At 70.6% G+C, this 23,805-nt stretch carries 20 protein-coding genes; 10 read left to right on the plus strand and 10 right to left on the minus strand.

Annotated elements, in window-relative coordinates; all coding sequences use genetic code 11:
* Positions 1 to 514 precede the first annotated feature (514 nt).
* The 5 genes from AB0F98_RS09405 to AB0F98_RS09425 all read left to right on the plus strand — a co-directional run bounded on the left by AB0F98_RS09405 (position 515) and on the right by AB0F98_RS09425 (position 6,333).
* The gene (locus AB0F98_RS09405; protein WP_357731312.1) at positions 515 to 3,058 is read left to right on the plus strand and encodes a bifunctional diguanylate cyclase/phosphodiesterase; all 2,544 of its coding nucleotides are present in this window, start codon (positions 515 to 517) and stop codon (positions 3,056 to 3,058) included.
* Between the two features lie 80 nt (positions 3,059 to 3,138).
* Entirely contained in the window at positions 3,139 to 4,494 is a 1,356-nt protein-coding gene (locus AB0F98_RS09410) for a glycosyltransferase 87 family protein (protein ID WP_357731315.1), read from the plus strand.
* Positions 4,495 to 4,503: 9 nt separating this feature from the next.
* Positions 4,504 to 5,136 (plus strand): phosphoribosyltransferase family protein, encoded by a 633-nt coding sequence (locus AB0F98_RS09415; protein WP_357731318.1) that lies wholly within the window; start codon positions 4,504 to 4,506, stop codon positions 5,134 to 5,136.
* A 19-nt stretch (positions 5,137 to 5,155) separates the two neighbouring features.
* Positions 5,156 to 5,554, plus strand: coding sequence for a zf-TFIIB domain-containing protein (locus AB0F98_RS09420; protein ID WP_357731321.1), 399 nt, complete (start codon positions 5,156 to 5,158; stop codon positions 5,552 to 5,554).
* Positions 5,555 to 5,652: 98 nt separating this feature from the next.
* Positions 5,653 to 6,333, plus strand: coding sequence for a maleylpyruvate isomerase N-terminal domain-containing protein (locus tag AB0F98_RS09425; RefSeq protein WP_357731324.1), 681 nt, complete (start codon positions 5,653 to 5,655; stop codon positions 6,331 to 6,333).
* 18 nt (positions 6,334 to 6,351) lie between these two features.
* Here AB0F98_RS09425 and dnaB read toward each other — a convergent pair whose 3' ends face one another.
* Positions 6,352 to 7,758 (minus strand): replicative DNA helicase, encoded by a 1,407-nt coding sequence (dnaB, locus tag AB0F98_RS09430; protein WP_357731327.1) that lies wholly within the window; start codon positions 7,756 to 7,758, stop codon positions 6,352 to 6,354.
* 399 nt (positions 7,759 to 8,157) lie between these two features.
* Between dnaB and AB0F98_RS09435 the strand changes: the two genes are divergently transcribed.
* Complete coding sequence (locus AB0F98_RS09435) at positions 8,158 to 9,483, plus strand: hypothetical protein (RefSeq protein ID WP_357731330.1); 1,326 nt, start codon at positions 8,158 to 8,160, stop codon at positions 9,481 to 9,483.
* A gap of 149 nt (positions 9,484 to 9,632) precedes the next feature.
* Here AB0F98_RS09435 and rplI read toward each other — a convergent pair whose 3' ends face one another.
* The 4 genes from rplI to rpsF form a co-directional block, all read right to left on the minus strand.
* Positions 9,633 to 10,079: a 50S ribosomal protein L9 gene (gene rplI, locus AB0F98_RS09440; RefSeq protein ID WP_357731333.1), complete on the minus strand. Its 447-nt coding sequence runs from the start codon at positions 10,077 to 10,079 to the stop codon at positions 9,633 to 9,635.
* A gap of 14 nt (positions 10,080 to 10,093) precedes the next feature.
* Positions 10,094 to 10,333, minus strand: coding sequence for a 30S ribosomal protein S18 (rpsR, locus tag AB0F98_RS09445; RefSeq protein WP_013289355.1), 240 nt, complete (start codon positions 10,331 to 10,333; stop codon positions 10,094 to 10,096).
* A gap of 41 nt (positions 10,334 to 10,374) precedes the next feature.
* Entirely contained in the window at positions 10,375 to 10,911 is a 537-nt protein-coding gene (locus AB0F98_RS09450; RefSeq protein ID WP_357731336.1) for a single-stranded DNA-binding protein, read from the minus strand.
* A gap of 80 nt (positions 10,912 to 10,991) precedes the next feature.
* Complete coding sequence (gene rpsF / locus AB0F98_RS09455) at positions 10,992 to 11,282, minus strand: 30S ribosomal protein S6 (RefSeq protein WP_076468436.1); 291 nt, start codon at positions 11,280 to 11,282, stop codon at positions 10,992 to 10,994.
* 767 nt (positions 11,283 to 12,049) lie between these two features.
* Between rpsF and AB0F98_RS09460 the strand changes: the two genes are divergently transcribed.
* Positions 12,050 to 12,841 carry a deoxyribonuclease IV gene (locus tag AB0F98_RS09460; RefSeq protein ID WP_357731339.1) on the plus strand — a complete coding sequence of 264 codons (792 nt, stop codon included), beginning with the start codon at positions 12,050 to 12,052 and terminating at the stop codon, positions 12,839 to 12,841.
* Positions 12,838 to 15,468 carry a PT domain-containing protein gene (locus AB0F98_RS09465; protein ID WP_357731342.1) on the plus strand — a complete coding sequence of 877 codons (2,631 nt, stop codon included), beginning with the start codon at positions 12,838 to 12,840 and terminating at the stop codon, positions 15,466 to 15,468. The genes AB0F98_RS09460 and AB0F98_RS09465 overlap by 4 nt, the downstream gene beginning before the upstream one ends.
* Here AB0F98_RS09465 and AB0F98_RS09470 read toward each other — a convergent pair.
* From AB0F98_RS09470 to AB0F98_RS09480, 3 genes are all read right to left on the minus strand, one after another.
* On the minus strand, positions 15,451 to 16,941 hold the full coding sequence (locus AB0F98_RS09470; protein WP_357731346.1) for a glycosyltransferase 87 family protein: 1,491 nt from the start codon (positions 16,939 to 16,941) through the stop codon (positions 15,451 to 15,453). The genes AB0F98_RS09465 and AB0F98_RS09470 overlap by 18 nt on opposite strands.
* 121 nt (positions 16,942 to 17,062) lie before the next feature.
* Positions 17,063 to 19,912 carry a transglycosylase domain-containing protein gene (locus AB0F98_RS09475; protein ID WP_357731350.1) on the minus strand — a complete coding sequence of 950 codons (2,850 nt, stop codon included), beginning with the start codon at positions 19,910 to 19,912 and terminating at the stop codon, positions 17,063 to 17,065.
* A 196-nt stretch (positions 19,913 to 20,108) separates the two neighbouring features.
* Positions 20,109 to 20,555, minus strand: a complete 447-nt coding sequence (locus AB0F98_RS09480) for a DUF5318 domain-containing protein (RefSeq protein ID WP_076468456.1) — start codon at positions 20,553 to 20,555, stop codon at positions 20,109 to 20,111.
* A 173-nt stretch (positions 20,556 to 20,728) separates the two neighbouring features.
* Between AB0F98_RS09480 and AB0F98_RS09485 the strand changes: the two genes are divergently transcribed.
* Together AB0F98_RS09485 and AB0F98_RS09490 are read left to right on the plus strand one after the other, a co-directional pair.
* The gene (locus AB0F98_RS09485; RefSeq protein ID WP_076468458.1) at positions 20,729 to 21,367 is read left to right on the plus strand and encodes a PadR family transcriptional regulator; all 639 of its coding nucleotides are present in this window, start codon (positions 20,729 to 20,731) and stop codon (positions 21,365 to 21,367) included.
* Positions 21,368 to 21,390: 23 nt separating this feature from the next.
* A complete protein-coding gene (locus AB0F98_RS09490) occupies positions 21,391 to 22,470 on the plus strand; it encodes an inositol-3-phosphate synthase (RefSeq protein WP_355142889.1) in 1,080 nt (359 codons plus the stop codon).
* Positions 22,471 to 22,776: 306 nt separating this feature from the next.
* On the opposite strand, the gene AB0F98_RS09495 is transcribed toward AB0F98_RS09490, so the two are convergent.
* Both AB0F98_RS09495 and AB0F98_RS09500 read right to left on the minus strand, forming a co-directional pair.
* On the minus strand, positions 22,777 to 23,256 hold the full coding sequence (locus AB0F98_RS09495) for a methylated-DNA--[protein]-cysteine S-methyltransferase (protein ID WP_357731357.1): 480 nt from the start codon (positions 23,254 to 23,256) through the stop codon (positions 22,777 to 22,779).
* A 68-nt stretch (positions 23,257 to 23,324) separates the two neighbouring features.
* Positions 23,325 to 23,729, minus strand: coding sequence for a hypothetical protein (locus AB0F98_RS09500; protein ID WP_357731360.1), 405 nt, complete (start codon positions 23,727 to 23,729; stop codon positions 23,325 to 23,327).
* Positions 23,730 to 23,805 lie beyond the last annotated feature (76 nt).

The raw sequence follows: 23,805 nt of genomic DNA on the forward strand, positions 1-23,805 counted from the left end.
CGGCACCTGCAGCTACGACCGGACTCCGCCGCTTCGGCGTCGAATGGGTAATCACGTAATCACAGGTCCGGTCCGTGGTGGGTCGCCCTACTGGGACCGCACCGCAGGTCAGGCCCTATTTACCTGCACCTTTGCGGGTCACACCGTGGTTGTTGGTCCCAGCGGCCGGCGGGCAGGACGGCGACTCGCGAGTCACGCAAGCGCCCCGACCAGCAGCTCCTTGCTAACGTCCGGCGGCTTCACGAGACCTCAACTGATTGCGGAGAATGCGTTAAGCGCGCTCCGCTCAGGACTGGGGACAGAACGTAACAAATCAGCGCCACTTAGCTTATGTTGCGCATACCGACATTAATCCTTTCGTACCGCGCGCCGCCGCTCCTACTCTCTTCCCATCGGGCTCGGGCGCCAATGGCCCGCTCATCAGGAGGAGGAACCGTCATGCGCGGCAACGAGTGGGGCTGACACCAAGGAGAGACTTCTGGAGTCACCCAGAGGTATGGTGCGAGCACGCACGATGCAGTCACCCGGGAGTGGCGTGACTTCAAGACGACATGAGCATGAGACCGATCGGCAGCTCCGGCTGCTTGTCGGTCTCGTCGTCGTTGCGGCGGCGATACCCGCGGCCACATCCCTGAAGTTGCTCCTGACCACCGCCGCGCCCCGCTCCGGGACCGACGTCGCAACGCTGCTGGCGCTCATTTCCATGATCGCCATCGGCGCTCTGGTGAAGGTCCGGGTGCGTATCCGGTCCGCCCTGCATCTGATCAGCTGGAGCGAAGCCGCGATCGTCGTCGCCGCGGCCGTCGCGCCGCTCCCGTGGGTGGTCGTCTGCACCGCCGTCGGGATCACGATCGCCTCGGTCCGCCTACCGGTCATCAAGCTGGCTTTCGGCGTCGGAAAGAACATCCTCGTGGCCTGGGGCGCCGGCACCACCCTCGAAATGTTGAACTGGCCCTGGCCGCACCTGGGTGCGCAGCGGATCGCGGGACTGCTCGCGATCGGCTACCTGGTCGCGGCGCTGCTCGACGAGGTACTCGCCATCCCGGTCATCGCGCTCGCGTCGGGCACCAGGATCCGATCCCAGTTCCTCGGCAACCTGGACCTACGGCTGGCCGGTTACGTCGTACGGTTCGTCGTCGCCGTCTGCACCCTGCTCATCCTCCAGGTCGACCCCCGGTTCCTGCTGGCCGTGCCACCCCTCGTGTTGAGCCTGCACCTGGCCTACCTGGCGCGGATCCGCACCCGCACCGAGCAACGGGCCTGGCAACGCCTCGCCCGGGCCACCGACGCGCTCAACGTGGTCGACCTGGACAAGGTCCTCACGACCGCGGTCACCCAGGCCGCCGAGCTCTTCTCCGCCGACGAGGTGGAGATCGAGCTGCGCGAAGGATCCCGGACCGTACGCGGCGGCGCCGCCGGTGTCATAGCGCCCGGCGGTCGGGAGGGCGAGCCCGCCCCGATCGACGGGACGGTCGTGCCGATCCGGCTGGAAGGGCACGACCGCACCGCCGACGTCGGTGTGCTGCGGCTGCGGTTCCGTGGCCCGGTGCAGCTCTCCGAACGGGAGCAGTACACACTCCGCACCTTCGCATCGGCGCTCTGCACCGCCGTACGCAACGCTCAGGCGTACACGGAACTCGCCCGCGTCGCCGACGAGCACGCGTACGCCGCCAGCCACGACGCGCTGACCGGGCTGGCCAACCGGCGGCACCTGCTCGACCAGGGCACCGAGCAGCTCGGCAGCAGACACGCCGACGGTGTGACCGCCCTGGTGCTGATCGACCTCAACCACTTCAAGGAGATCAACGACACGCTCGGGCACGCCGCCGGCGACCAGGTGCTCGTGCAGGTGGCAGAACGGCTACGCGACGCCGCCCAGGGCGACGACCTGGTCGCACGGCTCGGCGGCGACGAGTTCGCCGTGCTCCTGCGCGGCCTGCCGGCACCAGCGATCGCCGCGCACCGGGCGGAGGCGCTGCTCGCCGCCCTGCACGAGCCGATCGACCTGGACGGCATGCTGATCAGCGTCGAGGCGAGCGGAGGCATCGCCGCCGCGCCGGCCGCCGGCGGGATGCCCGAACTGCTCCGCCGCGCCGACGTGGCCATGTACCAGGCCAAGCGAGCCGGCCAGCGCACCTCCACGTACGCCCCGACCCGGGACACCGCCGACCTCAACCGGCTCACGCTCGGCGGCGAACTGCCCCGCGCGGTCGCCGACCACGAGTTCACGGTCAACTTCCAGCCCATCGTCGACCTAGGCACCGGCGAGATCACCAGTGCCGAGGCGCTCGCCCGCTGGCACCACCCCACGCACGGGCTGATCGACCCGCTGCGCTTCCTGGAGGCCGTCGAGCGCTCCGGTCTGCTGCCGGCCTTCGCCGAGGCGATCCTCGACCAGGCGCTCATCGCCGCGAAGACCTGGCGGGAAGACGGCTTCGACGTACCGGTCGCGGTGAACGTCTCGCCGCGCAGCCTGCTCGACGCCCGCTTCCCCGGTTCGGTGCTGGCCCGGCTCCGCGCCCACGACCTTCCCCCGGACCAGCTGGTGCTTGAGCTGACCGAGACCCTCACCCTCAGCCAGCTCGACGTGGTCGACCGGGTGCTCAGCCGGCTCCGGGACGAGGGCGTACGACTGGCCCTGGACGACTTCGGCACCGGTTACTCGTCGCTGAGCCTGCTCTCCCGGATCCCCGTCCACGAGCTGAAGATCGACAAGAGCTTCGTCACCGCCATGGAGAGCTCGACCGAGGCTGCCGCGGTGATCCGCTCCACCCTGGACCTCGGCCGCAGCCTCGACCTGACAGTGGTGGCCGAGGGCGTGGAGAGCGAACCACAGCGCCGGGCGCTCTGGCAGCTGGGGTGTGCCGCCGGCCAGGGCCACCTCTTCGCCCGGCCGATGCCCGCGGGCATGCTCCTGGCCGCACTGCACCGCGGCGCCGGCGGCAGCCCCGGACTCCTCGCGCCACCGCTGCACGACGCGGGCGCGGTGATCCGACTCGCCCCCGGTCGCCGTTCCGGCGGACGCGGCCGGGATCGGCTGCCGCACCAGCCCGCCTGACCGAGGCGGGGTACGCGGGCGCGGGCCGCCGCTACGCGCGACCCGAGGCGGTACGCCAACCGTCTGCCACACTTGCCCGCGTGACCGCCGCAGCCCCGACCCCCCGCTCCCGTGGCTGGCGTGCCCTCGACTCCGCAGGCGGCGGGCTCCCGCTCGACCTCGCCCTGTACGCCGCGTCGGCCGCCTTCGCCGCGATCACCGCCGTCACCTCGACGTTGCTTCCACACCGTGCCTGGGGCGGCATCGCAGCGATCGGCTACCTCGTCGCGGCGTCGGCCGTCATCGGCCAACTGCTGCTCCGGCGCCGCCGACCCGATTCGCCACTGACCGGCCTGGCGGCGCGCTGGGCGATCACCGGTTTCACCTGGGCGGCCACCACCCTGCTGCCACTGCTGCGGCAGAGCGCCGAGCGGGCGGCCGGACGCACCGACCGGGCACAGGAGGAAGTTCTCGTCGTCGAGCGGGCCGGCATCCGCCTCGCCGAGCACGGCACTCCGTACCTCGGCCACGACGCCATAGCCGCCCTGCCCGCCGACGAACGGTTGCTCGGCTACACCCCCTACCAGCCGGGCATGGCGCTCTTCGGGCTGCCCCGTGCCGCCACCGCAGCGTGGTGGACCGACGCCCGGGTCTGGTTCGCGCTCGGCACCGCGGTCGTCCTCGCCCTCGCCGTCGCCGCTCTGCGGGGACGCACCACGGGCACTGGCCCCGCCGCCCGACCGGGCATCGCCGCCACGCACCGGTCCGCCGCCCTGCTCCGCGGCGTGCAGGCCGCCACGGCACTGCCGATCTGCGCCCTGACCCTGGCCACCGGCGGCGACGACCTTCCCGTGCTCGCGCTCTGTCTGCTCGCGCTGGCCCTCGCGGCGACCGGCCGGGCGGGTCTCGCCGGCGTCGCCGTCGGCCTGGCCGGCGCGCTCAAGCTCTTCGCCTGGCCGATCGCCCTCGTCCTCATCGTCTGGGGCGCGACCCGGCGGGCCGGTCTCCGGGTGACCGCCGGGGCGATCGGGCTGCCCCTCGCGGCGCTGCTGCCCGCAGTGCTGGTCGACCGGGACGCCCTCGTCGAGAACGTGCTCCGTTTCCCCCTCGGTCACGGGCTGGTGACCAGCCCCGCGCAGTCGCCCTTCCCCGGGCAGCTGATCGCGGCCGGGCTGCCCGGCGGCCGGGTGATCGCCGCTGGGCTGCTGGTCGCCGCCGGTGCCGCGATCGCCGTACGGCTCGTCCGCCGGCCGCCCCGCACCGCCTTCGCCGCCGCACTCGTCTGCGGGTACGGGCTGCTCGTCGCGATCGCGCTCATGCCGTCGACCCGGTTCGGGTACCTGCTCTACCCGATCGCCCTGCTCGTCTGGGCGCCCGCCCTGCGGAACCTGGACTCCCCGGCCGCGAACCCGGCTCTTTCCGTGAACTGGCAGGCGGTGGAGCGTGGCAGGGCGTAGACCTGAGTCATGACGACCTACCGCGACCGCGCCGAGGCGGGCCGGATGCTCGCCGACCAGCTCACCGGACTGATCGGCGAACCGGACGTCATCGTCCTCGGCCTCGTACGCGGTGGCGTACCGGTGGCTCAGGTGGTCGCCGAACGACTCGACGCGCCACTGGATGTGCTGGTGATCCGGAAGCTCGGCATGCCCTGGGCCCGCGAGGTCGCGTTCGGAGCGCTCGGCCCGGACGGCGTGCAGGTGCTCAACGAGCACGTGGCCAGCCAGCTCAGCCCGGAGGACATCGCTGCGACCAACCGTCGCGAGCAGGCCGAACTGGAGCGCCGCGAAGCGCTCTACCGCACCGGGCGTCCACCGCTGGACCTCGCCGGTCGCACCGCCGTGATCGTCGACGACGGTCTGGCCACCGGTGCCACGGCCCGCGCGGCCGTCGAGGTCGCCCGTCACCTCGGTGCCCGGCGGGTGATCGTCGCCGTGCCGGTCGGTTCCCGCGAGGCGAAGCAGACGCTTGCCGCCGAGGCGGACCAGGTCGTCTGCGTGCAGTGCCCCCCGGAGTTCATCGCTGTCAGCGCCTACTACGAGGACTTCCACGAGGTGGAGGATGAGGAAGTCGTGCAGACGTTGACGGCAACTGCGTGACCTGACCAGGTACCTTCGGGTGATGAGTCTCACCTGTCCCAAGTGCCACGGAGAAATGCGCCAGTACGAACGCAGCGGCGTCGTCATCGACCAGTGCAGCGAGTGCCGAGGCATCTTCCTCGACCGCGGCGAGCTGGAGAAGCTGTTCGAGGCGGAGGCGAACTGGAACCGCCAGCAGACCGCCGCCGCTCCGGCCGGCGCGGGTGGCCACGCCCAGCCGGCCCACCAGCCGGCCGGCTACCCGCCGCCCCCACCCGCCCCGCACCAGCCCGGCTACGGCGCCGTGCCGCCGCCTCCGCCGCCCGCGCACGGCTACCCGCCGGCCCCGGCGTACGGCCACGGGCAGCAGCACCACGGCTACCACGGGCACTACCGGAAGAAGAAGCACAAGAGCTTCCTCGACGACTTCTTCGGCTGAGCCCGCCCCGAGAGGGCTTCGGCGGCCGGCCCGGCAGATGCGGGCCGGCCGTCCGGTCGTGATCAGCGGGCCGGCGGTGTGCGTGCGAAGCTGTCCGCATGAGCACCGTCCGGCAGCACGAGGCGTTGGCCGAGGCGTACCAGGGCATCACGGCGACCGTTGCGGGCCGCTCCGACGACGACCTGCAGCGGCCGACGCGGTGCCGGGGCTGGCTCGTCGACGACCTGCTCCTGCACGTGCTCTGCGACGCGCAGCGGGCCCTGGTGGCGCTGGCCAGCCCGGCTGCCGGGCCGGCCGACGTGGACGATGTGAGCTACTGGCGGGCGAAACCGTGGAGCGGCGGTGACGCCGAGGCGCGGCACTCCCGCTGGATCCGCCGGTCCGCCGCCGCCTTCGACCGGCCCGCCGGCGTGGTTCAGGTCTGGTGTGACACGGCGCCCGCCGCAGCCCGCGCCGCAGCCGCAGCCGACCCGTCGGGGTACGTCAATACCCAGGGTCACGTGCTGCGCGTACCCGATTTCCTCGCCACCCTGACGACCGAGGCGGTCGTTCACCACCTCGACCTGGTGCTGGACCTCCCAGACGCGCCGCTGCCGGGTCCGCTCGCCACCCGGGTCGCGATGGCCACCCTGGACGGTCTGCTGAGCGACGTCGCTGCTCGCCCGGCGAGCTGGGACGAGCACGAGTTCATCCTGAAGGCGACGGGCCGGCTCCCGCTCAGCGACCGGGACCGGTCGGAGCTGGACGACCTCGCCGACCGTTTCCCGCTGCTCGGCTGAGCCCGGCGGAACGGTCGGTCAGACGATCGCCATGTCGACGAAGCGCGACAGGTGCAGCTGCGCGGCGACGGTCACCGTGTCGGTCGGCCCGTTCCGGTGCTTGGCGACGATGAAGTCCGCCTCACCCGCCCGCGGCGACTCCTTGTCGTAGTAGTCGTCACGGTGCAGCAGGATGACCACGTCGGCGTCCTGCTCGATCGAGCCGGATTCGCGCAGATCGGACAGCTGCGGCCGCTTGTCCGTGCGCTGCTCCGGGCCACGGTTCAGCTGGCTGACCGCGATCACCGGGCACTCGACCTCCTTTGCCAGGAGCTTGAGGCCACGGGACAGGTCCGCGACCTCCTGCTGCCGGCTCTCGGTGCGCTTCGGTGAGGTCATCAGCTGGAGATAGTCGACGACGATCAGCTTCAGGTCGTGCCGCTGCTTGAGCCGACGGGCCTTCGCCCGGATCTCCATGAGGTTCATGCTCGGTGTGTCGTCGACGAAGAGCGGGGCCTCACTGATCTCGCCCATGCAACGGGCAAGCTTGGTCCAGTCGTCGTCGGAGAGCTGGCCGCTACGCAGCACGTGCAGCGGAACGCGGGCCTCGGCCGAGAGCAGTCGCATGACGATCTCGACCTTGCTCATTTCCAGCGAGAAGATCGCGGACGCCTGGTTGGCGCGGATAGCCGCGTTCCGGGCGAAGTCCATGCTCGCCGTCGACTTCCCCAGACCGGGTCGGCCGGCCACGATGATCAGCTGCCCGCCGTGCAGGCCGTTGAGCAGGCGATCCAGATCGGTGAAGCCGGTCGGCACACCGGTCATCACTCCGCCCTGCGCGCCCACCGCCTCGATCTCGTCGAGCGTCGGCTGGAGCATGTCGGCCAGTACCGCGAAGTCCTCGCTGACCCGGCGCTCGGTGACGTCGTACACGGCCTGCTGGGCGAGGTCGACGATGTCGTCGACCTCGCGGCTGCCGCCGGCCGCCGTGCCGTAGCCAAGTTGCACGATCTTGGTGCCGGCCTCGACCAGTCGACGGAGGACGGCCCGTTCGCTCACGATGCGGGCGTAGTAGGCAGCGTTGGCGGCGGTCGGCACGGCAGCCATGCAGGTGTGCAGGTAGGGCGCACCGCCGATGCGAGCCAGGTCACCGGAGTCGGCCAGGGCCGCAGCGACGGTGATCGCGTCGGCAGGCTCACCCCGGCCGTAGATCTCGAGGATCGTGTCGAAGATCGTGGCGTGCACCGGCCGGTAGAAGTCGTTGCTCTTCAGGATCTCGACGACGTCGGCGATGGCGTCCTTGGAGAGCAGCATGCCGCCGAGGACGCACTGCTCGGCGGCCACGTCCTGCGGTGGGGTGCGCTCGAACTGGCCGTCCTGCTGGGTAGGCACCTGGGGCTGCCGCTCGGCTCGCGGCTCCGCCCGCCTGTCGTCGGTGACCGACACGGTTCCCCCCTCCGCTGCGTCGGATCCTCGCACCGGCTCCACCGTCCGGGTGCGACACTCCTGCCGACCGGGCCGGGCGATCGGGGGTCATCGCACGGGTGGTCGGGGGCCAACGATACGGAACCCGAGCTCAGCGACTCAACACCGGCGGTGGACGAGCCTCGGGACAACCTGTGGACGCCGAAGGGCGGGCATGTGCGCAGCGTGTGCACAGGCTGTGGACAACTGTTGGGGAATTCGCCCACTCACCCGATGTGAGCTGGGATTATGCGATCCCCAGGCTGTGGACGAGAAGTTTTCGGTCGGATCGGCACACCTGCCGTCCCGTACCATCTCCACCGGACGGCTACACCTGGGCCGCGGACTGCGCCAACGGTTGAGAAGGGTCACGCTCCGGCCGTGAGTCACCGGGACTGGGGACGCGGGGAGGGCAGCCCGCACGCGCGTGAGCCGGTCGCCTCGTGGCACGAAGCTGTCGCACCCGCCCCGGCCGATCCATACCTTCCCCGTGAACGTCCGCGTACGCCCAGCCGTCGCCAGGCGCGGGACCGGGATCAGGACGAGCCCGTCGACGCCTACCTGCCGCGGTGGGCGATCGACTCCGGAATCCGCCGGCCGGACGGCGGCGGGCGCCATGCCGCACCGGACGACGGTGACGACTCGGTATGGCCGAGCTCCGGTGGAGGTTGGCGCACCGACCGCGCCGGCAGCCGGCGACGGGCGCACGAGACCAATTGGCGAGAGGTGCCGTCTCGCGACTCGGAGCACACCGCCGAGTGGACGTTCGACCGCCCGCAGGAGCAGGGCTACGTGGGCCGCCGGCGCGCCGACCCGGCGGACGAGGGGTCGTTCCCCAGCTCGATCGCGGCGCGCAGACCTCGACGATCATCGGCCGAACGGCCTCCGGTGATCTGGTCCGGGGGCGAGGAGTTCTCGACGGAGGAGCCCACGGCGCCTCGGGAACGGGACCGACCCGGCCAACGGGCGCGGCGGGCGGCGGGCGGGAAACCGCGGCCCGCCGTCGACGGGTGGGACCGGACGGCACGACACGGCGAGGAGGCGGAGCCGACGTACCAGCCGGCGGTCGACCCGTGGGATGCGTCCGGGACACACGCCCTCCCGGCGGCGGTCGAGGTGGACCCGTGGGACGCCTCGGGAGTGCATGCGTGGCCGGCGGTGGGCGGTGACCGTGGGCACGGCACCGGCCAGTGGGAGCAGCCGGAAGGCATCGGCCGCTGGGAACAGCGGAGCCGGCGGCGTACCGATCCCATTGGCGCACCCCGAGGCACGGGGCGAACGCCGCCGCGCCTTCGAATCGACACGGTCGCGTCGAGCGACTGGACGCGGCGCCTCGAGGACGACCTGCTCGACCTGGATCCGGGCGGGACGCTCCGGCCGCTGCTCTACACCATGGCGTGCTACCTGATCCCCGCCGTCGTGGTCTTCGCCTGGTTGCTGACCCTCGATGCGCAGCCACCGGCCGGCTGCGTCACCGACATCACCGGCGGCGGCTGTGACTCACCCCGGGCGCATGCGCTCGGCTCGCTGATCGCCGGCGCGCCCCGCTACGGCGTGGCGCTGGCCAGCAGCCTGGTCGTCGCGGCCCTGCTGCGAAAGGTCGGGACGACCTGGCGCTCCACGACTGTCGCGCTCGCCTCGGCGGTCGTGGGTGGCGGCCTGTCGACGGTGCTGATCAGCGCCGTGACGGGTCAGCCGATCGGCTGACCGCCTCGGCCGGCTCGCCGCTGCACCGCCTCCGCCGGCCTCACTAGCGAGTCGAGGGTGCGCGGGTGAGCCGCGGCGGGGTAACGGTCTCAAAGGCCAGGGCCCGCACCGATCACTCGGTGCGGGCCCTGGTCGTGGTGCTTGGCGCGTCAGGCCGCGACAACGTTCAGGTTGAACGAAGCCGTAACCTCCGGGTGCAGCTTGATCCGCACCGGGTAGGCGCCGGTCGACTTGATGTGACCGGGCACCTCGAGACGACGCCGGTCGAGGGCCGGACCGCCGGCGGCCTTGACCGCGTCGACGATCTCGGCCGGGGTGACCGAGCCGAAGAGTCGCCCGCCGTCGCCGGCACGGGCCTTGAGGCTGACCTTCAGGCCTTCGAGCTGGCCCTTCACCTCGTTGGCGTGGCCGAGGTCGCGGATCTCCCGGGCCGAGCGGGCCCGCTTGATCAGGGTGACCTGCTTCTCCGCGCCCTTGGTCCAGGCGATCGCGAAGCCCTGCGGCAGCAGGTAGTTACGGCCGTAGCCGTCCTTCACCTCGACGATGTCGCCAGGGGCACCGAGGCCGGAAACCTCCTGGGTAAGGATGATCTTCATTTCGGCGCCTCCTCTCAGCGGGTGGTGGCCGTGTACGGCAGGAGCGCCATCTCACGGGCGTTCTTGACCGCACGGGCGATCTGCCGCTGCTGCTGCGAGGTCACGCCGGTCACCCGCCGAGCGCGGATCTTGCCGCGGTCGGAGATGAACTTCCGCAGCAGCGCGGTGTCCTTGTAGTCGATGTAGGTGATCCCGTCCTTGTCGAGCGGGTTCACCTTCTTCTTCGGCTTGCGAAGTGCCGCAGCCTTGGCCATTGCTCTTGCTCCTGGTTTGCGATCACGGGCGCTCGGCGCCATTAGAACGGGGGCTCCTCATCAAAAGATCCGCCGCCCGAACCGGAACGCGAGGGAGCGGGCGCAGCCGAAGCCCAGGGGTCGTCGAAGTTGCCTCCGCCGCCCTGGTTACCACCGCCACCACCGCCGCCGAAGCCGCCGCCACTGCCGCCGGAGCGGGCCATCTTCTGCACCTTCGCCGTGGCGTAGCGCAGCGACGGGCCGATCTCGTCGACCTCGAGCTCGATGACGGTGCGCTTCTCGCCCTCGCGGGTCTCGTAGGACCGCTGGCGCAGCCGGCCCGACACGATCACTCGGGCGCCCCGCTGGAGCGACTCGGCGACGTGCTCGGCGGCTTGACGCCAGACGGTGCACGCGAGGAACAACGGCTCGCCGTCCTTCCACTCGCCGGACGCCCGATCCATGAACCGGGGCGTCGAGGCGACGCGGAACTTGGCGACCGCCGCCCCGGAGGGGGTGAACCGCAACTCGGGGTCATCGGTCAGGTTGCCGATGACCGTGATGGTGGTGTCTCCTGCCATGACCATCTCCTCGCGCACTCATCGTCTCGTCGTACAGGCTCTCAGAGCCGTACGACAGCGTGGATGAGGCTGATCCGGGCGAACCGGGTTGGATACGCTCAGCGCATTTCCGGCCGGATGACCTTGGTGCGCAGCACGGACTCGTTGAGTCGCAGCTGACGGTCCAGCTCGGCCACCGCCGCAGGCGTCGCCTGCAGGTCGATGACGGCGTAGATGCCCTCGGCCTTCTTGTTGATCTCGTACGCGAGGCGCCGGCGGCCCCACACGTCGGTCTTCTCCACCGAGCCACCCGCAGTCCGGATCACGTTCAGGTACGTGTCGAGCGACGGGGCGACGGTGCGCTCCTCGAGGCTGGGGTCGAGGATCACCATGATCTCGTAATGACGCAAGACGTGCTCACCTCCTGTGGGCTAAGCGGCCACGGTCCTTCCGTGGCAGGAGGTCGTGCGTCGTGGACCGCTCCGGGATCGGGGGAACCCGCCCGGACGCGGACAACCGGACCAGGATACCCGGTCCGGACGATCAAGCCCGGGGTGGTAGTACGCCGTCGAGCCGAAGTCGCCGCTGGCGCTCGTCGCATGCTCGGCGACGTACCCGACCAGCACGACCCGGACCAAGCCGCGTGCTCCGCACCCGGCCCGGCCGACCGGCATCGCCCCGCGGCGGCCGGGACGGCACGGCGACGGGGCCCGCGCCGAGCACCAGGCTGGCAGCGGGCCCCGTCAACGAGGCCGCGGGGCGTCCCGTCCGCATTCCTTGGGTGGGACCTGGGGAGGAACGACCACACCGATGAGGTTGGACCGGAGACGCCCCGCGGAGCTTTATCGTGTTGTTACCTGACGATACAACGGCTCTCGTCACTTGTTGGGGGGATTGGCACAATATTCGGCGAATTTCCGATGCTTCCGTCTTCGCTCGGGGCAAACCCCCGCCACGCCGGGCCGCATGACGAGGGAGCCCCGCACCAGGGAAGGTGGGTCGTCGCCCGTCGCGGTCCGGGTCTCCACCGGCGGCGGGCCGACGGGCCGGGGCTGCGGGTCCGCAACCTTCCCTCCCACCTCATCAACGACCGCCGGCCCCTCGGGTGACGACGCCCGGCACCGACTCGCTCCCGCCGTGATTCCCCGCGTCGGATGCTCGACGTAGGCTCGCCTGCATGCGTATCGGAGCCCACGTCGATTCGACCGACCCGCTCGCTGAGGCGTCCGCTCGAGAAGCCGACGCCGTGCAGTTCTTCCTCTCCGACCCTCAGGGATGGAAGGCCCCGAAGTCCCGGGAGGACGCCGAACGGCTGCGCAGCGCCGAGGTCGACGTCTACGTGCACGCGCCGTACGTCATCAACGTGGCGACCCTCAACAACCGGATCCGGATTCCCAGCCGCAAGCTGCTGCTCGCCCATGCCAGTGCGGCCGCCGAGGTCGGCGCGAAGGGGCTCGTCGTACACGGTGGGCACGTCAACTCCGGTGACGACCTGGCGGTCGGCTTCGACAACTGGCGCAAGACCTTCGCGTACGCGGCGGAGTCGGGCGGGTTCAAGGTGCCGGTGTTGATCGAGAACACGGCCGGTGGCGAGAACGCCTGCGCGCGCCGGCTCGACGCGCTCGCCCGGCTCTGGGACGCCGTCGCCGACTACGACGTGGGCTTCTGCCTGGACACCTGCCACGCGCACGCCGGCGGTGAGGAGCTGTTGGGCCTGGTCGACCGGGTCAAGGCGATCACCGGACGGATCGACCTGGTACACGCCAACAACTCCAAGGGAAGCTTCGGCTCCGGCCAGGACCGGCACGACAACCTCGGAGGCGGCACGATCGACCCCGACCTGGTAGTGGCGGTGATCCGGGCGGCCGGAGCGCCGGTGGTCGTGGAGACTCCCGGCGGTGCGGCCGGCCAGGCCGAGGACATCGCCTTCCTTCGTGAGCAGCTCGGGACGGAGCGTCCCGCGGCATGACGACCGGACAGTCGGAGACCGGTGGCGTGCCCGCGCCGACCGGCGACAGCCAGCGACCCACGAGCGGCTCCGCGCCCCGCCCGGCAGGCGGTGCCGGAACGGGGAACGGCCGCACGGGCGCGGCCGACAACGGGGACGGGACCGCACGTAGAACAGGCGGGGCGGCCGGGACGACCGCAGGTGACACGGGGACTGCCACGGCCGAGCCCACCGCCACCGGCTCGACCTCCGTCACCGGAACGACCTCCGGTGCCCCCGAAGCCGGTACGAACGACCTGACCGCCGCCGACAAGGCCGACGCGGACCGCGGAACCGCCGCGAACGGCAAGGCCGCCGACAAGGCCGACGCGCTCGGCAGCGCCGAGGGGATTGGCACGCCCGGTAAGGCCGGCGCCGAGGGGAAGACCGGCACGAGCGCCGACTCCGGTGCCGGGAGCGAGGCGGGCGACCCGGCGAAGGACAAGGCCGCCGTCGCGGACGCGGACAAGAAGGCAGGCGACCGGCCGACGGACGACACCGCTGTCGCGGACACGCGCGCCTCCTCGGACCCACCGGCCTCGACTGCGAGCCCAGACAAGAAGGCCGGCGACGCGAAGGCGGGCGACGCGAAGGCGGGCGCGACGGCCGAGGAGGCCAAGGACCCGTGGAGCGCCTTCGGGCCCGCGCCGGAGACGGTGCCGAGCCGACCGCGCCGAGCGGTGCGCGCAGTCGGGCGCTTCCTGATCCACGAGTGGACACTGGCGACCCTCGGGGCGCTCGCCCTCGCGGTGCTGATGACGTGGCCGACGCTGCGCTACCCGCTCTACACGCTGCCGCAGGACACCTGGGATCCGAGCCTGCAGGCCTGGCAGATGGCCTGGTCCGGGCACATCCTGCTGGCCAACCCGGCCCAGCTGTGGCAGTCCAACAGCTTTTTCCCCGAAGTGTGGAGCTTCGCGTTCTCCGACACGCTGCTCGGCTACGCCCCGGCGGGCATGATCGGCACCGGCCCCGAGGCCGCCGTCCTCCGCTACAACATCATGTTCGTGCTGGCGCACGCGCTCGCCACGTTCGGGGCGTACTCGCTGGCACGGCAACTCGGCTCGGGGCGCACGGGCGCGGCGGTGGCCGGGGTGGCCTACGCGTACGCCCCCTGGCTGCTGTCCCAGGCCGGCCACCTGCACGTGCTCTCCAACGGCGGCATTCCGCTGGCGCTCGCCATGCTGGCTCGGGGCCACGGCTGGTCGCTCCGGCACGGTTACCGGCCCGAGCTACGACACGACGGCTGGGTCTACGTCGGCTGGCTCGTGGCGGCCTGGCAGCTGAGCCTCGGCTTCGGCATCGGACTGCCGTTCGCGTACTTCCTCGGAGCCACGGTGCTCGTCACCGCGGTCATCTGGTACGTCCGGCGGACCTGGTTCTGGGCGGTACGGCGGCCGTTCGGTACCCGGCTGTTCGTCGCCGACCTCGTCGGCGGAGCGCTCTTCGCCGGTGTCGGCGTGCTGATGGCGATCCCCTACTTCAAGGTGACCGAGCTGCACTCGAACGCCGAACGGTCGATCGGCGACATCGCTCTCTTCTCGCCGCCCGCCACCGGCTTCGTCACCGCGCCGGCGGAGTCGCGGATCTGGGGTGGGCTGCACGAGGGGGCGCGAGCGGCACTGCCCTGGCATCCGGAGATGACGCTGCTACCCGGCTTCGTGCTCTATGCCCTGGCCGCGGGCGGCCTCTTGTTCTCGGTCTGGAAGCTGCGGCACCGCCTGCTGCTGCTCGCCGGTGTGCTGGGCACGATGGTGCTCGCCATGGGCACCCGCTTCTTCGGCGGTACCTGGACCTACGTGCCGCTGTTCGAGCACCTGCCCGGCTGGAACGGGCTGCGTACGCCGGGCCGGCTGATGCTCTGGACCACGCTGCTGCTCTGCCTGCTGGCGGCCGGCGCGGTCACGGCTCTCACGGAACGGGTGTACGACCTTGCCAGGCAGCGGATCCCGTCCTGGCCCGGCCCATGGCTGCGGCTGGCCACCCTGCTGCCGTTGCTGCTGGTGGCGGCCGAAGGTCTGAACACCACGCCACACCCGGTGGCCCCGACCCAGCCGGCCGCCATGCGCCTGGTCGACGGCCCGATGCTCGTCCTACCGAGCAATCAGAGCCTCGACCAGCACGTCATGCTCTGGTCCACCACGCACTTCCAGGACGTCGTGAACGGGGGCAGTGGCTTCACCCCTGAGCAGTTGGACGAAGTCCGGCGGGTGACCCAGACGTTCCCCGACCAGACCAGCGTCGACTACCTGCGCACGCTGGGCGTACGCAACGTGGTGCTGTTGCGCGACCAGATCGCCGGCACTCCGTGGGAGATGTCCGTCGACAGTCCCGTGGACTGGCTCGGCATCACGCGGGAGGAGATGGGCGACGCGGTGGTCTACCGGCTCTCGCCGGGGGAGCCACCGGCCGCCGGCCAACCCCAACCGACCCAGCCGAGCCAGCCCGGACTCCCGACGAACCTCCCGACGGGGCTGCCGACGAACCTCCCGACAGGGCTGCCGACGAACCTTCCAACGGGGCTGCCGACGGGGCTGCCGACCGGACTACCTACCAACCTGCCCACCGGCCTGGCAACGGGCGGGCCGGGCTCAACCGGCGGCCGGTAGCGGCGCGGAGGGCAGCACCTCGCGCCGCCGCCACCGGTCCAGCCATGGCGCGTCCGGGGCGCCGTCGAGCACCCCGCCGTCCGGGTCGTCGGCGTACGTGGCCCGGACCGCGTCGCGCTCGGGCCGGAGGATGTCGCGCACGATCAGCCCGCAGAGCACCACCACGGTGACCAGCCGCAGGCTGGCGGCCAGCACGAACACGCCCTCCGGGAAGACGGCCCGCCCGGTCGAGGCGCCGAGCAGTTCACCGTAGAACGCCGCGAAGTAGCAGACCTCGGCCAACTGCCAGGCGAGGAAGGCGCCCCAGCGCGGCCGGGCGAGCACGGCGAGCGGCAGCAGCCAGAGCACGAACTGCTGGGACCACACCTTGCTGAAGATCAGGAAGGCGGCGACCACGAGGAACGCGAGCTGCGCCAGCCGGGGACGGCGTGGTGCCAGCAGGGCCAGGGCGGCCACCCCGAGGCAGACCAACACGAACAGGGCGTACGAGAGCAGGTTGAGCGTCGGGATGTTGCCGTTCAACCACTCGAACGGGCCCTGGCCGCCGACCTTGCCGTCCAGGTAGCGGCCGATGTACCAGAGGGTGCCCCAGTCGATGGGACGGGTGCTGTTCAGTTCGAAGAAGCGGTCCCAGTTCTCCCAGTACGGCACCGCGGCCGGCAGGTTCACCGCCACCAGCGCCACCACGCCCGCCGCGATGGCGATGAGCGCCGCGCGCAGCCGTCTCGCCCGCAGGGCGAGCAGCAGCAGCGGCCAGAACAGGAAGAGTGGCCATAATTTGGCCGCGCCGGCCAGCCCGAGCAGCGCGCCGGCCAGCACGGGCCTTCGCCGGGCCCAGGCGAGCAGGCCGAACGCGGCGATCCCGATGGCGAGCAGGTCCCAGTTCACCGTGGCGGTGAGCACCAGAGCCGGCGACAGTGCGAAGAGCGCGGCGTCCCAGGGTCGTCGGCGGCGCAGTGCCAGGATCACCGCGACAGTGGCCACGGCGAGCGCGCCGAGCACCAGCGCGTTCAGGTTGTAGAACCACTGGCCCTGGTTGATGCCGGGGTCCTCGTTCCCGAGGGCGTGCACCGGCAGACCGAGCGCGCCCATGAAGTACCCGGTCAGCACCGGGTACTCGACGGGGTGGTCCCGGTAGGGCACCTTGCCCTCGTTCAGCCCTTCGGCGTAGTAGAGGGCGAGCACGTCGGTGTAGCAGAACCGCGTGTACTGCACGTTGTTCTGCCAGGCGCCGTCCTGGCAGGGGGATTTCTGCACCCAGTGCAACGCCAACGTCAGGCAGACGAGGGCCAGGACGATCCGCGCCGCCGTCCAGAACCGCCGTTCGCGGCCGGCCGGCCGGTCGAGGGCCACGGCGTGGTCGCCCAGCGGGCCGCCGATGAGCCCGGAGACTCCCCGGACGAACCCGTCGGAGCGGGACGGGTGGTCACTGGTGCGGGCATCGCCGAGGCCGGGCGTCGACTTGGTGCTCATGAAGAGGCATCCTGCCGTACGTACGGGTCCCACGTCCCGTCACGGGCCGGAGCCGCTGGTACGCGAAACGCCGCCGGCGGCCGGACATGTGTCCGGCCGCCGGCGGCGTCGAAGGTTGGGATCAGTTTTCCTCAGGCGGTGTGCTCGGTAGCAGGCCACCGCCACGGCCACCGCCGCCGGGGAACAGCGGATTGCCGCCCCCAGGTCCGCCGCCCCCGGGTTCGCCGCCAGGGTTGCCCCCGCCAGGGTTGCCTCCGCCGTTCGGCGGGCACAGCACACCAAACGGGTCGGCGCACGGCGGCGGCTGCTGGGTGGGCGGCGGCGCGGGCTCGACCCCGTTGCCAACCTTGTCGTCGCCCATGCCGGTGACGCTCGGCAGGTCCAGCTTGTCCTTGCCCTTGAGCGCGGCGTCCATGAATCGCTTCCAGATCGGGCCGGGCAGCGTGGAGCCGCCGATGTCCTTGCCGCCCTTGAGCCGGATCTCGGGTTTCTTCGGGTCACGGCTGCCCACCCAGACCGCGGTCGCGACCTGCGGGGTGTAGCCGACCATCCAGGCGTGCGCGTTGTCGTCGCCGTCGTACTCCCAGGTGCCGGTCTTCCCGGCGGCTTCGCGGCCGCCGTCGAGCGACGCGTTGTTCTTGCCCGGGATCTCCTTGAGCACCGCGGTCACCTCCTTGGCGACCTCCGGCTTGATCCGCTGCTGCGGCTTGATCTGCTCACCGGTGCCGGGCACGTTGACCCACTTGCCGGTGTCCCGGTTCTGCTTCTGGATCCTGAGGATGAAGTGCGCCTTGATGTACTTGCCGTCGTTGGCGAACGTCGCCATGCCGTTGGCGTGGTCCAGCACGGTGATCGGGTACTTGCCGAACCCGGTCCGGTTGTCGAACGGGTCCTGCTCCTTCTTCGACAGGTCGTAGGCGCGCGGCGGGTCGACGCCCCACATGGTGGTCACGCCGGCCTGCTTGGCCATGTTGACGACCTTGTCCGCGCCGATCTTGTCTGCCACCCAGTAGAACGGCACATTGTACGACTGGACGGTGGAGACCTGGAGGGTGCACCACTTGTGGCAAATGCCGTCGCCGCGGCCGGCGTTGCCGATCTCGTTCTTTTCGGGCTCGCCTTCGGGAACGAACGGCGTCGCGTCCCAGTGCGACTTCACCGAGATACCATCGTCGATCGCGGCCGCCAACGTGTAGACCTTCATCGACGAGCCCGGCGGGTGCCCGCCGGTGAGATCGCCGTTCTTGTCGATGTTCTTGCCGGCGTAGTCGAAGTCGGCGCCGCTGTCACCGCCGTAGTAGGCGAGCACCCGGCCGGTCTTCGGCTCGATGGACACCACCGCCGCCATCAGGTTCTTCGGCTGACCGTAGAGCTCCGAGCCCTTCACCGACTGCCGCGCGGCGTTCTCGGCAGCAGTCTGCATCTTCGGGTTGATCGTGGTCGTGATGCGGTAGCCGCCGTCCCGCAACTCATCCACGCAGCTCGGTTTTCCGTCCGCGCCGCTGTCGGAGCAGATGCCCATGGCATCCATCTCCTGCCGGACGTAGTTGATCACGTTTCCGCGCGGCGTGTCGACGCCGAAACCCGCGCCGCCCTTCTTCGGCGGCAGCACCTTCGGGTACTCGGTCGGTGCTGGCGGCTTGCCCTCAGCGTTCAGCCAGCCCTTTTCGATCATCCCGTTGATGACGTAGCCCCAACGGCTCTTGGCGTCGGTCGGGTTGACCGCCGGGTCGTAGCCCCTGTGCGTCTCGCTGGCCTCCGGCTGCTTGATCAGAGCCGCGAGCACGGCGCCCTCGGCTGGGGTCACCTTGCTGACCGATTTGCCGAAGTAGGTCTGCGCCGCCGCCTCGACTCCGTACGCCCCGCGGCCGAAGTAGATGACGTTGAGGTAGTGCTCCATGATCTGGTCTTTGCTGAACTGGTCGTTCAGCTTCGAGGCGAAGATCGCCTCCTTCACCTTCCGGGCGTACGTGTCGTCCTGAAGGTTCTCGTACGCATTGCGGGCGTACTGCTGGGTGATCGTGGAGGCACCCTGTTTGTCGCCGCCGGTGAGGTTGTTCCACGCGGCCCGGACGATGCCCTTGTAGTCGACACCGGAGTGCTCGTAGAAGTTTCGGTCCTCGGCGGAGGCGACCGCGTCCCGGACGTACTGCGGGATCTGGTCGATCTTCACGAGCTGCCGGTTCTCCTCGCCGAGTTTGGCGATCGGCGTCTTGTTGTCGCTCATGTAGACCGTCGTGGATAGCGGCAGCGGCACCTGCTGCGGCAGCACGACGTTGGTCGAGTAGTAGGTGATGCCGACGACGCCGATGCCGGCGAGCATGATGAAAACCGCGAACCCGGCGATGATGAAGTTCATCCGCTTGCGCTTCTTCGCCCGCGCCGCGCCGGCCGGGTCACCCGCACCGCGACCGCGACGCGGTCCGGTGGGTCCGCCGGGGCCACCGGGCCCGCCGGCGCCCGGCGAGACGCTCGCTCGGGCCACCGAGGCACGACCGCCGACCGATGCGGATCCGACACTGGCCCGTCCGGCGGAGGCCGCGCCCACTGCCGCGGCACCGACGGAGGCGCGACCGGCCGGACCGGCCGGGGAGACCGGAACCGAGGCCCGGCCCGCGCCCGCGCGTCCGGACGCACCGCCCGGGGCCGGCGAGACCGGCACCGACGCCCGTCCGGGGCCACCGGCGGATGCCGAGCCGACAGCCGCCGAACCGACCGAAGCGGAACCGACGGACGCCGCACCGGAAGCGCCGCCACGCGACGGGACGGATGCGCGCCCGCCCGAGCCGGTGCCGCGGGACGCCACCGACGCACGTCCGGCCGAGGCCGAGGCCTCCTGGCCCGACCAGCCGTTTCCGCGCGCGTCCTCGCCGGGGCGGTGGTATGAGCCGTCCGCCCCCCGTCCGGGGTCTCCGCTCGGATTCGGGATCTGGGCCCGCCCACGCGAACTGGGATCGCCGTACGAGTTCATTCCTCACACCCTGCCGGTCGCGATGGGGCACCACTGCGCCACCACCGGGTTGCCGTGAGCCGATTCACGCGTCTCCAAGACACACGAGTGCCGGACGCGCAACACCGTTTCCCGATTAATCGGGCTTATCAGACCAATCACCGTCGTCCGTCCTGGCGCTCCTGTGCGACGCCGGGACCGGGCGGCCGGTTTGGACTCACCGTTGGGCCTCTCGCCTTCGCCGTACCGTGCCGGACACGTCGCCACCCACCGCGTCGCCCTCCGACCCGCCCTCGGCCAAGCCGTCCCGGCCGAGCAGGTACTGCTCGACGAGATGGTTCCAGTCACAGCCGAGGCACACCTCCACCACAAAGACCTGGAACTCACGTAGCGTCATCGCCAGCACCGGCAGCTCCGCCAGTGTGCGGGCCTGACCGGCGGACTGCTTGAGTTCGTCGCCGTAAATGTAGTGGACGTGGATGAGGTTCTCGCTCCGGCAGATCGGGCAGCGCTCGTCGGTCGGCTCACCATGGAACCGAGCTGCGTTCTTGAGGTACGGCGAGGCGTCGCAAACGTCGTACGTGCCGACCCGGCCGGCCAGGAGCTCACGCAGCACCGCTCGCTTCCGAAGCGAGTAGTCGACAACCTGGCGCTGCGTACGCATGCGGAGAAGGGTACGCGCTCCGGCCGAACGAGGCGACCGGGGTGACTATCCGTAGTCGGAGCACCTCGTTTTCGGGGTTTGCCCTGATCGGGGCGAGCGACTAACGTGCGATGTATCGGTTCGATACATCGCGGCGGTTATCGCTCCGCGCAGAGGGTAAGAGAGGATGGCCCGTGCTCGAGCTCGCCATCCTCGGCCTGCTGCAGGAGTCTCCGATGCACGGCTACGAGCTGCGCAAGGAGTTGGCTGCCAAGCTCGGCGCAATCCGAGCGGCGATCAGCTACGGCTCGCTCTACCCGACCCTGCGCCGGCTGCAGGCGGCGGGCTGGATCACCGAAGCTGCTGAGACACCCGCCACCGCCGAGGAGGTTCCCGCGCTGACCAGCCGACGTGGTCGGGTGGTCTACAAAATCACCGCGGAGGGCAAGGAACGCTTCGCCCAACTCATCGCACAGACGGGGCCCGAGACGTACGACGACACGGGCTTCGGTGTGCACTTCGCGTTCTTCGCCCGGACCGACCAGGCGACCCGACTCCGCATCCTGGAGGGTCGCCGACGCAAGATCGAGGAGCGTCGCGAGGGACTTCGCGACGTACTGGCACGGGCGGCCGAGCGCCTCGACGCATACACCCTGGAACTGCAGCGCCACGGACTTGAAGCCTGTGAGCGCGAGGTCCGCTGGCTGGAGGAGCTCATTGCAAACGAGCGCTCCGGCCGTGCCCCGACGGTCCCGCAACTCGGGACGGCCGGCGGCCGACGAGAAGAGTTCAGCCCGCCCCCACCTGGAGAGTCCAGGAAAGAGCGGCCGTGATGAAGAAGAAGGAGGCAGACGCTATGGGCTCCGTCCGCGTCGCCATCGTCGGTGTGGGTAACTGCGCCTCGTCCCTCGTGCAGGGCGTCGAGTACTACCGGAACGCCGACCCCAACGATCGCGTCCCGGGTCTCATGCACGTCACCTTCGGCGACTACCACGTCTCGGACGTGCAGTTCGTCGCGGCGTTCGACGTGGACGCCAAGAAGGTGGGCATGGACCTCGCCGAGGCGATCGTCGCCAGCGAGAACAACACCATCAAGCTCTGCGACGTGCCGCCGACGGGCGTCACCGTGCAGCGCGGTCCGACCTTCGACGGTCTGGGCCAGTACTACCGCGAGATCATCGAGGAGTCGGACGCCGAGCCGGTCGACGTGGCCCAGGCGCTGCGCGACGCCCAGGTCGACGTCGTGGTCTCCTACCTGCCGGTCGGCTCCGAGCAGGCCGACAAGTTCTACGCCCAGGCCGCGATCGACGCCGGCTGCGCGTTCGTGAACGCCCTGCCGGTCTTCATCGCCTCCGACCCGGAGTGGGCGAAGAAGTTCGAGGACGCGGGCCTGCCGATCGTCGGTGACGACATCAAGAGCCAGGTCGGGGCCACCATCGTGCACCGCGCGCTGGCGAAGCTCTTCGAAGACCGCGGTGTCGAGCTGCTGCGCACGTACCAGCTCAACTTCGGCGGCAACATGGACTTCATGAACATGCTGGAGCGCAACCGGCTCGTCTCGAAGAAGATCTCGAAGACCCAGTCGGTCACCTCCCAGATCCCGCACGAGATGCAGAAGAGCGACGTGCACATCGGCCCGTCGGACCACGTGCCGTGGCTGGACGACCGCAAGTGGGCGTACATCCGCCTGGAGGGCCGTTCCTTCGGTGACACCCCCCTGAACGCCGAGCTCAAGCTCGAGGTGTGGGACTCCCCGAACTCGGCCGGCGTCATCATCGACGCGGTCCGGGCCGCGAAGATCGCGCTCGACCGGAAGATCGGTGGCCCGATCCTGTCGGCCTCGTCGTACTTCATGAAGTCCCCGCCCGTGCAGTACGCCGACCACGACGCGCACGCCGCCGTGGAGGCGTTCATCGCCGGTGAGGTCGAGCGCTGACGCGCTGACCACAGCAACGCAGTGAGGGCCGGGTCCGGGTGGACCCGGCCCTCACTGCATCCGTCCGGCGCGGCGGCCTCGGTTGCGTCCGGCACTCGCCGCGATCGTGGTTGCGCCGGCCCTCGCCGCGCGGCCTTGGTGCGGGAACCGGCAGGCCGAGGACGCCGGGGAGCCACACTGTCGAGCTGCCCCATTTCTGGGGCAGCTCGACAGGGAGCACGGCCCGTTATGCCTCAGGTCGGTGAACCACCGACCTGAGCCGACGGATGGAAATCGTCCGGCTCGATCACCCGCCCACTGCTGCGGTCAGGACCAGGCGCGTTGCAGCGCTATCCGGGCCTCCAGCTCCAGCAGGTGCACCTTGCGGTCCAGCCCGCCGCCGAAACCCACGAGCTTGCCGCCGGCACCGACGATGCGGTGACACGGCACGATCACCGGGACCGGGTTGCGGTTGCAGGCGACTCCGACCGCCCGCGCTGCGCCCGGGTCGCCCACCCGCTGCGCGACCTCGCCGTAGGTCAGCGTCTCGCCGTACGGGATAGCGACCATCTCTCGCCAGACCGCCCGTTCGAAGTCGGAGCCGCGTGGCATCCTGACCGGCACGGTGAAGTCGGTGAGCTCACCGGCGAAGTACGCGCGCAGTTCGCCGACCGCCTGCCGGGTCAGGTCGTCCTCCGGCTCGGCCGCGGCCGCATCGAGCCGCCCGAAGTGCGTCCCGCACACGCTCGTGCCGTCGGTGGCCAGGGAGAACTCGCCGATCGGTGAGTCGAGCACGGTCCAGCGCATCCGTCCATTCTCCGTGGCCGTACGACACCTTCGCCAGGCCAGGCGTCCCCGGCTCGATTCCGTCCCGATCAGAGCAGGTTGATGCCGAGCAGCAGCGAGCCGGCGATCAGGCAGCCGCCGCCGAGGACGGTCAACCAGATCAGCTTGTTGGGCCGGGTGTCCTGGGGGCGTACCACCGAGAGGAAGAAGCCCAGCGGCATCAGGACCGGCGCCGCTACCAGCAATGACCGGATCACGGTGCGCGTGCCCTCGGACGCATCGGCCTGGTCGATGTAGGGCAGGACCGCGAGCGCGAAGAGGACCAGCACGCCGGCATGGGCATGTCCGGCCGTCCAGAGACCACGGCGCACGGGGTTGTCGAGGTAGCCGCCCTTGCGGCGGGCGAGGTGAGTGAGCAGCGTCAGGCCGCCGTACGCGACGGCGACGACGGTGATCAGCAGGATGCCGGCGGTGGTCAGGGTTGCCGAGGACATGGGGGCACCTCCATCTTGTCGCCGTAAAGATTGCCAAGCCGTCGAGATCTTGTCAATGGCTAGATCGAAGATCAGA

The organism is Micromonospora sp. NPDC023737, from assembly GCF_040639715.1.
Taxonomy (GTDB): Bacteria; Actinomycetota; Actinomycetes; order Mycobacteriales; family Micromonosporaceae; genus Micromonospora.

Bases quoted from the DNA above. Each gene is read 5' to 3' on its own strand.
- AB0F98_RS09405 (WP_357731312.1), top strand. From the start codon at position 515: ATGCAGTCACCCGGGAGTGGCGTGACTTCAAGACGACATGAGCATGAG.
- AB0F98_RS09415 (WP_357731318.1), top strand. From the start codon at position 4,504: ATGACGACCTACCGCGACCGCGCCGAGGCGGGCCGGATGCTCGCCGAC.
- AB0F98_RS09425 (WP_357731324.1), top strand. From the start codon at position 5,653: ATGAGCACCGTCCGGCAGCACGAGGCGTTGGCCGAGGCGTACCAGGGC.
- rplI (WP_357731333.1), bottom strand. From the start codon at position 10,079: ATGAAGATCATCCTTACCCAGGAGGTTTCCGGCCTCGGTGCCCCTGGC.
- rpsR (WP_013289355.1), bottom strand. From the start codon at position 10,333: ATGGCCAAGGCTGCGGCACTTCGCAAGCCGAAGAAGAAGGTGAACCCG.
- AB0F98_RS09460 (WP_357731339.1), top strand. From the start codon at position 12,050: ATGCGTATCGGAGCCCACGTCGATTCGACCGACCCGCTCGCTGAGGCG.
- AB0F98_RS09465 (WP_357731342.1), top strand. From the start codon at position 12,838: ATGACGACCGGACAGTCGGAGACCGGTGGCGTGCCCGCGCCGACCGGC.
- AB0F98_RS09470 (WP_357731346.1), bottom strand. From the start codon at position 16,941: ATGAGCACCAAGTCGACGCCCGGCCTCGGCGATGCCCGCACCAGTGAC.
- AB0F98_RS09475 (WP_357731350.1), bottom strand. From the start codon at position 19,912: ATGAACTCGTACGGCGATCCCAGTTCGCGTGGGCGGGCCCAGATCCCG.
- AB0F98_RS09480 (WP_076468456.1), bottom strand. From the start codon at position 20,555: ATGCGTACGCAGCGCCAGGTTGTCGACTACTCGCTTCGGAAGCGAGCG.
- AB0F98_RS09490 (WP_355142889.1), top strand. From the start codon at position 21,391: ATGGGCTCCGTCCGCGTCGCCATCGTCGGTGTGGGTAACTGCGCCTCG.
- AB0F98_RS09495 (WP_357731357.1), bottom strand. From the start codon at position 23,256: ATGCGCTGGACCGTGCTCGACTCACCGATCGGCGAGTTCTCCCTGGCC.
- AB0F98_RS09500 (WP_357731360.1), bottom strand. From the start codon at position 23,729: ATGTCCTCGGCAACCCTGACCACCGCCGGCATCCTGCTGATCACCGTC.